General features: G+C 70.5%; 13 protein-coding genes and 1 pseudogene. 5 read left to right on the top strand and 9 right to left on the bottom strand.

Going from position 1 to position 14,375, the window contains the following annotated elements; translation table 11 throughout:
- Window positions 1-34: 34 nt before the first annotated feature.
- The 4 genes from ACWDZ4_RS22220 to ACWDZ4_RS22235 all read left to right on the top strand — a co-directional run bounded on the left by ACWDZ4_RS22220 (window position 35) and on the right by ACWDZ4_RS22235 (window position 2,830).
- On the top strand, window positions 35-601 hold the full coding sequence (locus ACWDZ4_RS22220; RefSeq protein WP_451510136.1) for a helix-turn-helix domain-containing protein: 567 nt from the start codon (window positions 35-37) through the stop codon (window positions 599-601).
- Between the two features lie 19 nt (window positions 602-620).
- A complete protein-coding gene (locus ACWDZ4_RS22225) occupies window positions 621-1,085 on the top strand; it encodes a hypothetical protein (protein ID WP_451510137.1) in 465 nt (154 codons plus the stop codon).
- A 42-nt stretch (window positions 1,086-1,127) separates the two neighbouring features.
- Entirely contained in the window at window positions 1,128-1,769 is a 642-nt protein-coding gene (locus ACWDZ4_RS22230) for a hypothetical protein (RefSeq protein ID WP_451510138.1), read from the top strand.
- Between the two features lie 191 nt (window positions 1,770-1,960).
- Complete coding sequence (locus ACWDZ4_RS22235) at window positions 1,961-2,830, top strand: class I SAM-dependent methyltransferase (RefSeq protein WP_451510139.1); 870 nt, start codon at window positions 1,961-1,963, stop codon at window positions 2,828-2,830.
- 272 nt (window positions 2,831-3,102) lie between these two features.
- On the opposite strand, the gene xdhC is transcribed toward ACWDZ4_RS22235, so the two are convergent.
- Genes xdhC through ACWDZ4_RS22250 form a run of 3 tightly spaced genes read right to left on the bottom strand, consistent with a single transcriptional unit; the run spans window position 3,103 to window position 7,836 of the window.
- A complete protein-coding gene (gene xdhC / locus ACWDZ4_RS22240) occupies window positions 3,103-3,912 on the bottom strand; it encodes a xanthine dehydrogenase accessory protein XdhC (protein WP_451510140.1) in 810 nt (269 codons plus the stop codon).
- Between the two features lies 1 nt (window position 3,913).
- The gene (gene xdhB, locus ACWDZ4_RS22245) at window positions 3,914-6,358 is read right to left on the bottom strand and encodes a xanthine dehydrogenase molybdopterin binding subunit (protein ID WP_451510141.1); all 2,445 of its coding nucleotides are present in this window, start codon (window positions 6,356-6,358) and stop codon (window positions 3,914-3,916) included.
- Window positions 6,355-7,836 (bottom strand): xanthine dehydrogenase small subunit, encoded by a 1,482-nt coding sequence (locus ACWDZ4_RS22250; protein ID WP_451510142.1) that lies wholly within the window; start codon window positions 7,834-7,836, stop codon window positions 6,355-6,357. Before ACWDZ4_RS22250 ends, xdhB begins: the two co-directional genes overlap by 4 nt.
- Window positions 7,837-8,221: 385 nt before the next feature.
- Between ACWDZ4_RS22250 and ACWDZ4_RS22255 the strand changes: the two are divergent.
- A pseudogene (locus ACWDZ4_RS22255) lies at window positions 8,222-8,730 on the top strand (transposase); the annotation flags it as partial.
- 250 nt (window positions 8,731-8,980) lie between these two features.
- Here ACWDZ4_RS22255 and ectB read toward each other — a convergent pair.
- The 6 genes from ectB to ACWDZ4_RS22285 are packed head-to-tail and all read right to left on the bottom strand — an operon-like array spanning window position 8,981 to window position 14,364.
- The gene (gene ectB, locus ACWDZ4_RS22260) at window positions 8,981-10,231 is read right to left on the bottom strand and encodes a diaminobutyrate--2-oxoglutarate transaminase (protein WP_451510143.1); all 1,251 of its coding nucleotides are present in this window, start codon (window positions 10,229-10,231) and stop codon (window positions 8,981-8,983) included.
- A complete protein-coding gene (locus ACWDZ4_RS22265; protein ID WP_451510144.1) occupies window positions 10,228-10,617 on the bottom strand; it encodes a hypothetical protein in 390 nt (129 codons plus the stop codon). The genes ectB and ACWDZ4_RS22265 overlap by 4 nt, the downstream gene beginning before the upstream one ends.
- The gene (locus tag ACWDZ4_RS22270) at window positions 10,614-11,330 is read right to left on the bottom strand and encodes a hypothetical protein (protein WP_451510145.1); all 717 of its coding nucleotides are present in this window, start codon (window positions 11,328-11,330) and stop codon (window positions 10,614-10,616) included. The genes ACWDZ4_RS22265 and ACWDZ4_RS22270 overlap by 4 nt, the downstream gene beginning before the upstream one ends.
- Window positions 11,331-11,333: 3 nt before the next feature.
- A complete protein-coding gene (locus tag ACWDZ4_RS22275; protein ID WP_451510146.1) occupies window positions 11,334-12,557 on the bottom strand; it encodes an amino acid:polyamine antiporter in 1,224 nt (407 codons plus the stop codon).
- Window positions 12,557-13,858 carry a lysine N(6)-hydroxylase/L-ornithine N(5)-oxygenase family protein gene (locus ACWDZ4_RS22280; RefSeq protein WP_451510147.1) on the bottom strand — a complete coding sequence of 434 codons (1,302 nt, stop codon included), beginning with the start codon at window positions 13,856-13,858 and terminating at the stop codon, window positions 12,557-12,559. Before ACWDZ4_RS22280 ends, ACWDZ4_RS22275 begins: the two co-directional genes overlap by 1 nt.
- Entirely contained in the window at window positions 13,855-14,364 is a 510-nt protein-coding gene (locus tag ACWDZ4_RS22285; RefSeq protein ID WP_451510148.1) for an N-acetyltransferase family protein, read from the bottom strand. Before ACWDZ4_RS22285 ends, ACWDZ4_RS22280 begins: the two co-directional genes overlap by 4 nt.
- Between the last annotated feature and the right edge of the window lie 11 nt (window positions 14,365-14,375).

Genomic DNA, 14,375 nt, shown 5'->3' on the forward strand with positions numbered 1-14,375 from the left:
GGATGTCTTGCGCGTGTGGCATACGATGTTGCCCATGGCGCAAGACAGTGGTGAGCTGGACAGCCTGGTACGTCAACGGATCCGGGCCCTGCGCGTGGCGCAGGGCTGGTCCCTGGAGGAACTGGCCGTCCGCGCCCATCTCAGTCAGTCCACGCTCAGCCGCATCGAGACCGGTCAGCGCCGTCTGGCCCTGGACCAGCTCGTCACCCTGGCCCGGGCCCTGGACACCTCCCTGGACCAGCTCGTCGAGACCGCCACCGACGACGTCGTCACCAGCCCGGCGATCGACGGAGCCCATGGGCTCATGCGCTGGTCCATGAAGGCGGAGCCCGACACGAGCGTCGTGCGCCGGCGCATCACGAACCCGCCGCCCGACAGCCCCTCGCGCATGCGCGCCCATCCGGGCCGCGAATGGCTCGTCGTCCTGTCCGGCACCGCGGTCCTGCTGCTGGGCAACCGGCGCATTCGCGTGGAGACGAACCAGGCGGCGGAGTTCCCCACGATGCTGCCGCATGCCATCGGCGCCGAGGGCGGACCCTGCGAGATCCTGGGCATCTTCGACCGCGACGCCCGCCGCGGCCACCAGCGCGACGACGACTGAGGCAGCGGTCAAGGCGACCATGCTGGATGGCCGTGTCCTGCGCTCCCGCAGCCTGACCGGCCTCGACCAGGAGGTCTACGCCCTGCTCACCACCTACCAGGCCCTGATCCGCGCCGCCGACACTGCCTGCACCCGGCCCGGCCCGGACACGGACCGCATCAGCTTCACCGTCCTGCGGACCACCGTCGCCGACACCGTCACCACCGCGACCGGAATCCTGCCCCCGGCAGGACCCGCCGAGCTCCTCGGCACCATCGGCCGGGCCGTCCCCGACGCCCTGCACCCCGCCCGCCACCGGCACCGCGTCAAGGCCCGCACACGCAAGAACCCCACCAGCACATACGGACCGAGCGCCGGACAACGCTCCACGTCAGCCAGAACTACACCGTCCGCACCGCCGTCATGTTCTTCGAGCACGGGCTCGCGACCCGCTCACGGACGTAAACGCAACGGTGTTGCAGTACGGACACGTAAGCGATCATGAACTACAGCTCACGTGTCAGACCCTCCACTTAACCTCGCGGGCATGGGACTCTCGATAACAGTGGGGTTGTTGAACGGCCTGGCCCGCAACGACCCCGAGGGATGGAAACACCACCTGAGCGCCTTCGCCCTGCTCAACCGGGCACTTGCCGGGCAGAGCATCGACTGGCGCGAACCGGGCACGGATCCCGCTGGCGATGTTTTCTACTCCGGAGGCTTTCCTTACAGCTGTCTGAGCCACCTGCGCCGTGCGTTCGTCCTGCGGCTGCGCGGGGAAACTGTCACCCCGGCTCACGCCGTGGACGATGAGCAGTACGCCCGGGACCAGGAGAAGGTCCACGACGAGCTGGCCATGCTTTCGTCACACCTGCTCTGCCATGCCGACAACGGGGGTTACTACGTGCCGGTCGACATAAGTGAGCCGCTGTTCCTGCCCGAAGAGGATGAGGTCCTGGGGTACGGAATGGTCGGGTCCAGCCAGCGTTTGCAGTCCGAGCTGGTCTGGCTGGCACCGGGGATCGACATCCATCCCGACGAGGACGGAACGCTCTCCCGTGGTGAGCAGGCGAAGCTGGTGGACATCCCGCGCACCGACCCCTTCGAGCCCGAGAAGTTCGCCTGGGCCCAGCTCTATGCAGCATGCCGGTCGAGCATCGCCAGCGGCCATGCCGTCGTCTTCGGCTGAGGGGACGGTCGAGGGTGGGGCTTGACGTACGACTCACAGCCCAAACGCAACGGTGTCGAGGCCGGGGGTGAGGCATGTACCGCTCTCCCCAGAGACAGCCGCTTGCGCGTTCGGCAGTGCATCCGGCCATCGTCTTGCGCACACCGGGAACCATGGTGCCGCGACGGCATGACCCTCTTAGCGTGGCTGCCATGACCCATGCCTCCCCGCACGCGGCACACGATGGCGCGCACTCCGCTCACCCGCACACCCCTGACTCCGAAGACCAGGCCGAGATCCTCGACCTGGACGCGGAAGTGCTCGCCGGGCACATCGCGTCCATCACCGCATGGCTGCCCGTCGAGAGAGGGCCGCGCCACATCGTGGACCTGGGGTGCGGGACCGGGGCCGGCACCTTCGCCCTGCTCGCGCGCTTCCCCGAAGCGGAGGTGACCGCCGTCGACGCGTCGGCCGGCCATCTGCGCCGCCTGCGGGAAAGGGCCGAGGAGCTCGGCGTGGCCGACCGGGTGCGCACGGTGCCGGCCGATCTCGACGCGGACTGGCCCGAGCTCGGCCGGCCCGAGCTGGTGTGGGCGTCGGCGTCGATGCACCACATGGCCGACCCCGGCCGCACCCTGCGCAAGGTCCACGACCTGCTCGCGCCCGGCGGCCTGTTCGCCGTCGTCGAGCTGGCCGGCTTCCCGCGCTTCCTGCCCGCCGACGCCCCCGAGGAGCGGCCCGGCCTCGAGGAGCGCTGCCACGCCGCCCTCGCGCACCACCACGCCGAGCGCCTACCACACCGCGGTGCCGACTGGGGCCCCAAGCTGGCCGCCGCCGGGTTCACCGTCGAGGGCGAGCGCAGGATCACCGCGAACGTGGACGGCTCCCGCAGCACGGCGGTCGGCCACTACGCGCTCAGCAGCCTGAAGCGCCTGCGCGGCAGCGCCGCCCGCACCCTTGCCGCCGAGGACCTCGGCGCCCTGGACCAGCTGCTCGACACCGACAGCCCTCTCAGCATCCTGCGCCGCAGCGACCTCGCGGTCCGCACCGAACGCACCGTGTGGGCCGCACGCCGCGCCTGACCCGCACACGATCGCGGAGGACAGCGAGTACCGGCTGGCGTCCGTGCTGCTGCACCTCGGCCGCTGGTCGGGGCGGCCATCCGCTGGATCCCTTTCCTACGGCTGGAGTGCTGAGCCCAGGATGACGTTCGGGGCGTCGAAGGGCGCAAGCTGGTTCCTGCCCCGGTGAGGCCGATGCCTGTTGAAGTGGCGGGCGTGGTCGTGCCGAAAGGGTGCCCCGCACGGGTGCGTTCGCACGGGCGCGGGGCACCCCTGTTGATCCGGCGGGAGTGTCAGTTCCCCTCGGTTTCGAAGGTGCGCAGCAAATCGGCAGCGACGCTTACGGCAATGGTCGCGGGTTCCTTGCCGGTGATGTCGGCCAGCCCGATCGGGGTCTTGATCCGGTCGACAGTGGCCTCATCGTGGCCGCCCTCGGTGGTGAGGCGTTTGCGGAACCGCACCCACTTGGCCGCCGACCCGATCAGCCCGGTGGAGCCGAGATGGGTGGTGCGCAGGGCGGCGTCGCACAGCGCGGCGTCCTCGGCGTGATCATGGGTCATGATCAGGACGTGGGTGCCGCGCGGCAACTCCTCCAGCACCTCCTCGGGCAGCAGCGGCGTGTGATGCACGTGCACCTGCGCCACCGCGTCTGCCAGCGCGTCGAGCCGCTCCTCGGTGAGGAGGTCGGAGCGGGTGTCGATCAGATGGAGGTCGAGGTCCTGACGTGCCAGGATGCGCGCCAGTTCCAGCCCGACGTGTCCGACGCCGAAGATCGCCACCGCCCGTACCACCGGCAGCGGTTCGAGCAGCACCGAGACCGTGCCGCCGCAGCACTGCACGCCATGCTGGTTGGTCACTTTGTCGTTCAGGGCGAAATCCATCAGCTCCGGCTCGGGCGTGGACGCGGCGATCATCTCCCGGGCCCGGTCGATCGAGACGGCCTCGACATTGCCGCCACCGATCGAGCCCCACGTCCCGGTCTGTCCCACCACGAGTTTCGCACCGGCATCGCGCGGGGCATGGCCGCGCACGGTCGCGACGGTCACCAGCACGCCGGCCTCCCGGCGTGCCCGCAACCGTGCGACCGCGGCGACCCATGTCATGTCAGGCACCGCTCAATGCTTCGGCGTCGGTACGGATCGTGCCGCCGGCGAGCCCGTTTCCGGCGTGGCCGGCGGTGGCGAGCCCGTCGCCGGCGTCACCGTTCCGGGAGGCATCGCCCCGGCGAGCCGCCTGGATCGCCCAGTACACCGCCTCCGGCGTCGCGGGCGAGGCCAGCTCGACACCGGCACCGCTCGGCCCGAACGCGGCGGCGGCCTGCCGCAACGCTTCCCGCACCGAGAACGCCAGCATCAGCGGAGGCTCGCCCACCGCCTTGGACCCGTACACCGCGCCCTCTTCGGTGGCGTTCTCCAGCAGCGTGACGTGGAACTCCTCGGGCATCTCCGAGAAGCTCGGCAGCTTGTAGGTGCTCGCCGCCTGGGTCAGCAGCCGGCCGCGGTTCGGGCCGTCGCTGGTGTCCCAGCGCAGGTCCTCGAGCGTCAGCCAGCCCGCGCCCTGCACGAAACCACCCTCCACCTGGCCGATGTCGATCATCGGGGACAGGCTGTCGCCGACATCGTGCACGATGTCCACGCGCCGGATGCGGTACGCACCGGTGAAGCCGTCCACCTCCACCTCGGTCGCCGCGGCGCCGTGGGCGAAGTACTTGAACGGCGTGCCCCGGAACGTCTTCGCGTCCCAGTGCAGCCCCTCGGTCCGGTAGAAACCGGATGCCGACAGCTGGACTCGCTGGAAGTACGCGGTGCGCACCAGGTCGTCCCAGACCAGCTGCTTGTCGCTGCCCAGGGCCCGCGCGACGCCCTCGACGATGCGCACGTCCGAGGCGTTCGAACCCAGCTGGGAGGCGGCCACCTGCAGCAGCCGCTCGCGCAACTGCTCACAGGCGTTCTTGATCGCCCCACCGTTGAGGTCCGCCCCGGCGCTGGCGGCGGTGGCGGAGGTGTTGGGCACCTTGTCGGTACGCGTCGGGGCGAGGCGCACCTTGTGCAGCGGGATGCCCAGGGTGGTCGCGGCCACCTGCATCATCTTGGTGTGCAGGCCCTGGCCCATCTCGGTGCCGCCGTGGTTGATCAGGACCGAGCCGTCCTTGTAGATCAGCACCAGCGCGCCGCCCTGGTTGAAGGCGGTGAGGTTGAACGAGATGCCGAACTTGATGGCGGTGATCGCGAGGGCCCGCTTGGTGTGCGGGTGCGCGGCGTTGAAGGCGGCGATCTCGCGCTTGCGGTCGGCGATGCCGCCGTTCTCCTTGACCTTCCGCCAGACGGTGGAGATCCGCTCGGCCTGGGTGACCGGCTGGCCGTACGGCGTCGTCTGCCCCTGGCCCGGCTGGTAGAAGTTGCGCTCCCGCAGCTCCATTGGATCCAGGCCGAGCTGCGGCGCGCAGCGGCCCAGGATGTCCTCGATCACCAGCATGCCCTGCGGTCCGCCGAAGCCGCGGAAGGCGGTGTTGGAGACCGTGTTGGTCCTGGCGATGCGACCGGCGACGCGCGCGTTGGGGATCCAGTAGGTGTTGTCGATGTGGCACAGCGCGCGGGCTAGGACCGGCTCGGACAGGTCCAGGCTCCAACCGCCGTCCGCGACCAAGGTGGCGTCGAGGGCCTGGATGCGGCCGTCGGCGTCGAAGCCGATCTTCCACTTGGCATGGAACCCGTGCCGCTTGCCGGACATGGTCAGGTCCTGGGTCCGGTTGAGCCGGAACCGGACCGGCCGACCGGTCAGCTTGGCGCCGAGCGCGGCAACGGCCGCGAACCCGTGCGGCTGCATCTCCTTGCCGCCGAAGCCGCCGCCCATCCGCAGGCACTGCACGGTCACCTCGTGGGCGGGCACACCGAGCACGTGCGAGACGATTTCCTGTGTCTCCGAGGGGTGCTGGGTGCTGCTCTGGATGAACAGCTGCTCGTTCTCGTCGACCAGGGCCAGCGCCGCGTGCGTCTCGAGGTAGAAGTGTTCCTGACCGGCGAACTGGAACTCGCCGGTGATCACGTGCGCGGAGTCGGCGAAGCCCGCGTCGGTGTCGCCGTGCACCATCAGGGGCTGGGCGCCGTGGTAGCTGCCCGCCGCGATCGCGTCCTGCAGCGTGACGATGGAGGGCAGTTCGTCGAGTTCCACCTCGACGGCCGCCGCACCGAGCCGGGCCGCCTCCAGGGTCTCGCCGAGCACCCAGGCGACCGCGTGGCCGTGGAACATGACCTCGTCGGGGAACAGCGGTTCGTCGTGCTTCATGCCGGCGTCGTTGACGCCGGGCACGTCGGCACCGGTCAGCACGCGGACCACACCCGGCACGGCGAGCGCGGGCTCGGTGCGCAACGCGGTGATCCTGCCGCGGGCCTTCATGACCTGGACCGGGTACGCGTGCAGCACGTCCTTGGTGCGCTGGACCAGGTCGTCGGTGTAGAGCGCGGTACCGGTGACGTGCTGGAAGGCACTCTCGTGCGGCATCGGAACGCCGACGACAGGCTTTTCGGGACGCTCGGACAGATGACTCATGACGACACCGCCTCGGGGGTCTGTGCGTGCAGCTTCAGCAGGCTCTGGCCGAGCATCGCGGAACGGTAGAGGGAGCTGGCGCGATGGTCGTCCATCGGCGTGCCCTCGCCCCGCAGCACCCGGGCCGCGGCCTCGACGGTCTCCGCCGACCACTGCTTGCCCTCCAGAGCCGCCTCGGTGGCGAGCGCGCGGATCGGTGTCGCGGCCACGCCGCCCAGGCCGATGCGTGCCTTGCGGACGATCCCGTCCTCGATGTCGAGCGCGAAAGCGACCGCCACACTGGAGATGTCGTCGAAGCGCCGCTTGGCGATCTTGTGGAAGGCCGTGACCGGCGACAGCGGCAGCGGGACGCGCACCGCGCGGATCAGCTCGCCGGGACGGCGCACGCTCTGCCGGTAACCGGTGAAGTACTCCGCCAGCGGGACCTCGCGCTCACCGTCGGCGTCGGCGAGCACCAGCGACGCCTCCAGCGCGAGCAGCGCCGGCGGGCTGTCGCCGATGGGCGAGCCGGTGCCCAGGTTGCCGCCGAGGGTCGCCCCGTTGCGGATGAGCCGGGATGCGAACTGCGGGAACAGCTCGGCAAGGAGCGGGACGTCGCCGTCGAGGCGGCGTTCGATCTCGGTGAGCGTCAGCGCCGCCCCGATCTCGATGGAGTCGGATTCGACGCGCAGCTCCCGCAGTTCGGACAGCCGGTCGACGGCGACCACGCAATCCGCCCGGCGGGAACGGATGTTGACCTCGACGCCCCAGTCGGTGGAGCCGGCGACCACCACCGCGTCGGGCCGTTCGCGCAGCAACTCCAGTGTTTCGGCCAGGGTGTTCCTCCGCAGGAACGCGCTGTCGTCCTGGGTGTATTCGGTGGCGACCGGTGCGGGCGGGGACTGCTCGCGACGCTGCGCCAGCGGGTCCTCGTCGGTGGGCGTACCGACGGCGAACGCGGCATCGCGAATCGGGCGGTAGCCGGTGCAGCGGCACAGGTTTCCGCTCAGTGCGTGCAGATCGAAACCGTTCGGACCGTGCTCGGCGTCGGTGCTGTCGTCCGGGTCCGCGCCGTCGGCCGGGTCCGCGTGCGCGCAGCGGTCGGGCCGGTAGTACTCGGCCGCCATGCTGCAGACGAATCCCGGCGTGCAGTAACCGCATTGGGAGCCGCCGCGGACCGCCATCTCCTCCTGCACCGGGTGCAGGGAGGGCCGCGTGCCGGGTTCTCCGACGGTGGCGAGACCTTCGGAGGTAATGATCTCCTGACCGTCGAGCGCCGCGACCGGGACCAGGCAGGCGTTGACCGCCACCCAGTCGGTGGGCTTGTTCACCCCAGGACGGGCCACCAGGACCGAACAGGCGCCGCACTCACCCTCGGCGCAGCCCTCCTTGGTGCCGGTGAGGCCACGCTCGCGCAGGAAATCCAGTGTTGTGGTGTGGGGCGCAGCCGGTGAAATCGGTGCTTCTTTCCCATTGACCGTGATCCGCGCCGCTACCACGACAGACCTTCGTTTCGGTGCGTGACGGGTCGATTCATCATGTTCGCCAATTTCGGGCAGCTTTCTGTGTTCAGACGCGCCACGTGAGAGAAGCGGGCGCAAAACGGCATGCGACAGCGACGTGTCGGAAGATGGTGACGGGAAACCCGGAAGGTGCCACAGACGGGCACAAATGTGCCGCAGACGGGCACATCAGAACGGCGTGCTCAGCAGCCGTGCGCGATTTGACCCGGAACCCAGACCGTGCACTGGGCGAGGCGACCAAGATCAGAGCTGGTGTACATCCGCTGGTCGCCTCCTTTCGGTCGTCATGGGTCGGCGTCTACCGCAAAGTAGTGGCTGGGGTCACAGAGGTCAAGAGGTGAAGGCCGGTCACCGGCCGATCATGGGCCGGGGTACGCGGAGTTGGATGGTTCCGGACGGGCTGTGGGAGGTCGCGAAGCCGCTGATCCCGCCGTCGAGAGTGCGGCCGCAGGGCGGGAGGACGCAGGAGGGGGAGGATGCAGGGGGACGCGGACACGCCTGATGAGCCGCTGTTCGCGGCGATCGTCCACGTTCTGGTCAGTGGATGCGCCTGACGGGCCCTGCCGCCGTGCCCCGGGATCTCGAAGCCGACGGCCCACCGCAGGTACTGATCTGGTCCAGGGCCGGTGTGCGGGGCCGGCCGTACGAGGAGATCCCGCACCGCCGGGCCGACGCCGGCCTGCTCGACCTCTCCCGTGCACTCCTGGGCTCCGCCCAGGTCGGGGCTGGAAAAGGGGCGGACTCACCGGCCCGAAACCCGTGGACCGGGGCGGGCCGGGTTCCGAGACGCACGTCCTGAACGAGACACGATCCTCACCGCAGCCGCCCGCTGCCGCACACGACTCCTCGAACCCGCCCCGCAGGGCACAGCCTCAGGAGTCGTCGTCAAAGTGCCACACCTCCATCAGGCAGGAGCGATGCGCGGGCGGCGGCCGCCCGGCAGCTGTCCGGCGGAAGGACCTCCGCAGTGGACGCTGTACGAACCGGGCATCGCGCACCAGCTCCGGCACCAGATCGGCTCGCACCCCTTGCGGCTTCGGTCAGAGCCGCGATCCGCCCGTCCGGTACGAGCCACAGCGGGGATCCGTCGGCAGCCCCGCTGATGGCTCTGGGTGCGTGCTCAGCCACCCACGGCTGACGCCACCGAGTCCCGCAGGATGCCGAGCCCCTCGGCCAGTTCTTCGTCCGTGGAGGTCAGGGGCGGCATGAGCTTCACCACCTCGTCGCGGGAGCCCGACGTCTCCACCAGGAGCCCGCGGGCGAATGCCGCGTCAGCGACCCGCCTGGCCATGTGCGGCTCCCGGAAGTCCAGACCCCACACCAGACCACGACCACGCGACGCCGCTACGTGCTCCGCGTGCCGACCGGCGAGTTCGCCCAGCCTCTCCTCGAACAGGACGCCCCGTTCTTCGGTCTGCTTCTCCAGGGTGCTGTCCGCCCAGAACTCCCGCAGGGCAGCGGCTGCCGTCACGAACGCCGGGTTGTTACCGCGGAACGTGCCGTTGTGCTCGCCCGGTTGCCATACGTCCAACTCGGTGCGGAAGAGCGTGAGGGACATCGGAAGGCCGTATCCGCTGATGGACTTGGACAGGCAGACGATGTCCGGGGTGATCCCGGCGGTCTCGAAGCTGAAGAAGGGCCCCGTGCGGCCGCAGCCCATCTGGATGTCGTCGATGATCAAGAGGATCTCCCGGCGGCTGCACAGCTCCGCGAGGTCGGCGAGCCAGGTCGCACCGGCCGGGTTGACGCCGCCCTCACCCTGTACGGTCTCCACGATGACGGCTGCGGGGAGGTCCAAGCCGCTGCTGCTGTCGGCGAGCATGCTGTCCAGCAGCTTCAGCCCGGACACCTGGCCTCCGGAGAAGCCGTCGTAGGGGATGCGCAGGGTGTGTCCGAGCGGAACGCCGGCACCCGCGCGCTTGGCGGCGTTTCCCGTGACGGCCAGTGAACCCAGCGACATGCCGTGGAAGGCACCGGTGAAGGCGACGATCGTCTGACGCCCGGTCACCTTGCGGGCCAGTTTGAGCGCGGCCTCCACGCTGTTGGTACCGGTGGGACCGGGAAACTGCACCCGGTAGTCCAGTCCGCGGGGGTCGAGCACCCGCGCCGCGAACGCGGTGAGGAAGTCCTCCTTGGCGGCGGTCAGCATGTCCAGGCTGTGGGCAACCCCGTCCTGCTCGAGGTAGGAGAGCAGCGCCCGCTTGAGCGCGGGGTGGTTGTGTCCGTAGTTCAGGGCGCTGGCACCGGCGAAGAAGTCCAGATAGGCACGGCCGTCGCGATCGAACATGCGGCTGCCGCGCGCCCGGTCGAACACCACTGGCCAGTTCCTGCAGTAACTGCGGACTTCGGATTCGATTGTGGGGGCAATCATGATGTCTCCTCGGAGATGGAGCCGGAAAAGGGAGCCGTAGTGGACGGAGAAGGCGCGCAGGGGTGTCCATGGCCGTCGTGGGCGACGGCGGCGCGGGGCGGGGGGATGAGGGCGTACAGGCAGGGTGCGGTGATCAGCAGCGCGGCTGCGCACAGCAGCCAGGTGAACCGGTGGTCCGGGCCGAAGGCGAGGACGCCGGCCGCTGGGCGCACCGGCATGCCCACCGGCCGGCACAGCTCCGGCAATGACTGGCCACAGGCGCCACCGCCGGGCGGAGCGGCCTCGCTCGCGTCTGCTGCGGCCACCGGCGCCAGCGGCATCTCGCCCGGTGTCCGGGTCGACACACCGCACAAGAGCACGCCCCCGCCGATACCGAGCGCGTTCACGGCGTAGCCTCCGCCGGCGCACGCGGCGCCATGCCCATGACGGTGCGCCGCTGCCATCGGCGGGTGGCCCCGGTCATCGGTACTTTGAAGAAAAGGACGACAAGCGCGTTCAGCGTGAGCAGCCACCCGTGGAGCTGACCTTTCTCGCCGCAGTCGTGCGTGCTCAGGGCGCAAGCACCGGCCTGCTGCCCCTGCTTCCCGTGCGGTCCGCACGGCTCGCCGGCTTCAGCCCCGCCCCGCGTCTCGGCCGAGGAGGCCAACAGGACCGGCAGGAGCGGCAGGAGCGGCAGGGCCGGTAGGAGCAGCGTGACCGAGGCCGCGGCCACACCGTTGCCGACGAGCGTCTGCGCCACCGGCCCGAAAGCCTGGGCTCTTATGCTGAGCACCGCGGCCACCAGCATGGGGGCAGCCGGTCCACGGACGGCCGACGCCGCGTACGCGCAGACCGCGGTGGAGCCGGCGCTCAGCCGGAGAGCGCCGCGCCGGCTGACCCTGCGGGCCACCCGGCCGGAGAACCCGGCTCCCGCCACGCCGGTCACCGCGGTGAGCGCCGGGGCGGCGGTGATCTCACGGGACCGGTGCCCGCGGCCGGCCAGGACGACGGTGCGGAAGAGGCTGAGGAATCCTCCCGTTCCGGTGACGAGGACACCCGGGGTCACGATGGCGATGGGGCGGGTGAGACCTGCCGAACGACTGCGCAGGAGCTTGGCCATCACTCATCCACCGAGCAGGAAAGGCACGGCGAGGACCGCCATGCCCACGAGCACGAGCAGTACCGAGGCTCCGGCGCACCGCAGTAGCGGCCCGCCGCAGCGCATGGCAGCGGCGGCTGCCAGGGCGTAGCCGATCAGCGCGGCCGCGGCCGGCCCCAGCAGCAGGAGGGGGACGGCACCGTCCAGAGCCCCCGCCCAGGCGAAGGCGCAGCACGCGATGCCGACGGCCGCGATGACGGCCTTGCCGGGGCCTCGTTCGGAGGGGCTCCGCTCGCCGGGGCGCAGCCGTACGGCGATCCGGGCGGCGGTGCGCACGTTGGTGAAGATGTAGGAGGTCAGCACGGCGACCGTCGCCCCGGCGAGCACCCAGCGCAGCGGTGCGGAAACCGGGTCCTGGGCCGCCGGTGTCCCGGCGGCCAGACGGTGGACCGTGGCCAGCCCCAGATAGACGGCAGCCACCGCAGCCACTCCCAGGGCCACGCCCGCGGCGGTGCGCCTCGGCCCGACGGCGGCGACGGGGACAACGACGGTGACCGCTTCCCATCCGACACCGGCGAAGAACAGCGCCGCGAGGGCCAGCCACTGGGCGCCTTCGGGAGAGAGTCCCGACGGTGCGAGCGGCGTGTGCGAACCCACCGCAAGCGCGGCGGGCCAGCCCCACGCGGCGCAGGCCAGCGCCACGGCCCCGGCGATCCAAAGACGCAGCCGGAGCACGGCGGCCGGCAGCGAAAGCGGACTGAGCGCCGCGAGCACAGCCGCCGCGAGAATGCCGAGGGCGAGAAGGAGACCGTCCGCCCCCGGACGCGGCAGAGAACCGTGGGCGGCCGTCAGCAGACAGGTCGCGGCGAACCATGCGATCGCCGCCTGCCCGGCGGTGAAGGCGATGGCGAAGGCGCCGTCCACCGCCCGTTCCGCCCACGAGCCCAGCAGGGCCCCGACGGCACCCGCCAACGAGGTCGACCGCACCCTCGCGCGGACCACCATGGCCAGCATGAGGCTGACCGATCCGCCGAGCAGGATGTGGGCCGACCAGACGAGGAGGCTGCGCCCGCCGGTCAGGGCCGCGACGACGGACGGCATGACCACCATCCCGGCGCCGAGGACACCGCTGGAGACGTGTGCGGCGATCTCCAGCTCCGGCCTTCGCGCCGTTCGGCCGCCCGTATCCGCTCCCGGTCCGCGCGGCGCGACCGCCGCGCCGGGGACAGAGGTGCCTGCCGGCTCCATTACGGAAGACGCTTCCGGAGGCCCTCTGCGATGACGTTGGCTCTGAGCGACAGAAGGCTGAACGAGCCGGCGTCACCGATTCCGTGGGAGGACTCGCACAGGCCGTTGAGGAAGAGCGCGGGCATGCCGGCGTCCAGCGGCTGCACTTCGTAGTCCGGGCCGACGGCCAGGTACCCGTGGCTGTCGAAGACGAAGTCGTCGGCGATGTCACGCATGAGAGCGGGGACGCGGTCCTGGTGGGCAGCCGGGCCGAGATCGCGGAATCCGGTGGCCAGGACGACGAAGTCGGCCTGGTGCTCCTCGGTCTCCCCGGTGTTCAGCTCCTCGACACCGAGGTGGACGCCGTCCTCTCGCACGTCGAGGTCTTGCACCTGGCGGCTGCCGCTGACGAACACCTTCTGGTCGCCGTCCAGGCGCTGCTCGTAGATGAGCCGGTACAACTCGTGCAGCACATCTCCGTCGGCCGACGAGTAGTTCGTCGGGCGCATGTACGCGTCGAGGACGTGCTTGCGCTCGCGGGAGGCCCGGTAGTAGTAGTCGGTGAAGCCGGGGAAGTACCCCTCCTCGCTGAACGGGCTGGTGTCCTTCTGACGGAGCGTCAGGGACCGTACGAGGGTGGTCACCCGGGCGCGGGGAAAGCGCCGCGCGAGGTCGAGCGTGAGTTCCACCGCGCTCTGGCTGCCCCCGATGACCGTCACCGCGCGCGGCGACCGGTCGCCTTCTCCGGCCACGCCCAGCTCCTCCAGCTCCCGCAGAGCCGGCAGGTAGCGCGTCAGGTGGAAGACGCGCGGGGAGTCCACCGCGTCGAACGGTTCCGGGATGAAGGGGGTACGCCCGGTGCCGACCACGAGAGCGCGCGCCTGGAGGGTGCCTCCGGCGGAGGTGGTGACGGTGTAGAGCGGACGGCCCTCGGCATCGCGGTCGACGGTGACGCCGGTGACGTGCACGCCGTAGTCGACCAGGTGGCTGAAGTGGCCGGCGGCCCAGGAGACGTACTGCGCGTACTCCTTGCGCAGCGGGAACTCCACCGGGAGGTTGAGGTGATCGAGCAGCCGCCCGTTCTCGAAGAGGTAGTTGATGAAGCTGTAGCGACTGCGCGGATTGCGCAGCGACACGAGGTCGCGCACGGGGTGGTTCTGGATGTCCGACCCGGGGAGCATCATGGCGCTCTGCCAGGACGGGCCCGGTCTGGCTTCCAGGAAGCGCACGTCGAGATCGTGGCCTTCTTCCTCGAAGGCGATGGCCAGGGCCAGGTTGGCCGGGCCGAAGCCTATGCCCAGCACATCGTGGCAGTGGGTCACTGTTCCCCCTTGGTGGAAAGCGGATACGAGTAGTGGATCCAGGTCGAGGGCGCCCCGGGTTCCGGGGCCTCGCGCAGGAAGCGGTCGTACAGTGCCTGCGCCGATCGGTTGTCGGGCGCGGTCTCCCAGGTGAGGTGGGAGAAGCCACGGTCGCCGGCCTCGCGTGCGGCGGCGCGCAGCAGCGCCGTTCCGACGCCGGCTTCCCGACCGCCCCGGTGGTCGGGACGGACGTACAGGTCGTTGAGGAGGGCCACGGTGGCGGCCCTGGTGGAGACGCGCGCCCAGTAGAGGGTGGCGAAGCCGATCACGTGCGGCCCCTGGCGCGCGGCCAGTTGGAGTCCGTGGGGGTTGTCCCCCAGCAGCTCACCGAAGAACCGCCGGTTCCCGGAGTCGTCGGGCTCTCGGCCGTAGAACCTCTGGTACTCGGCGACGAGCGGCAGGATCGCCTCGAAATTGGACGCGTCCACGCGCTCGATGAGGAAGCGTGGAGCGGCTGCGTCCGGCATGGGGCACCTCG

Source organism: Streptomyces sp. NPDC003016 (assembly GCF_053591455.1).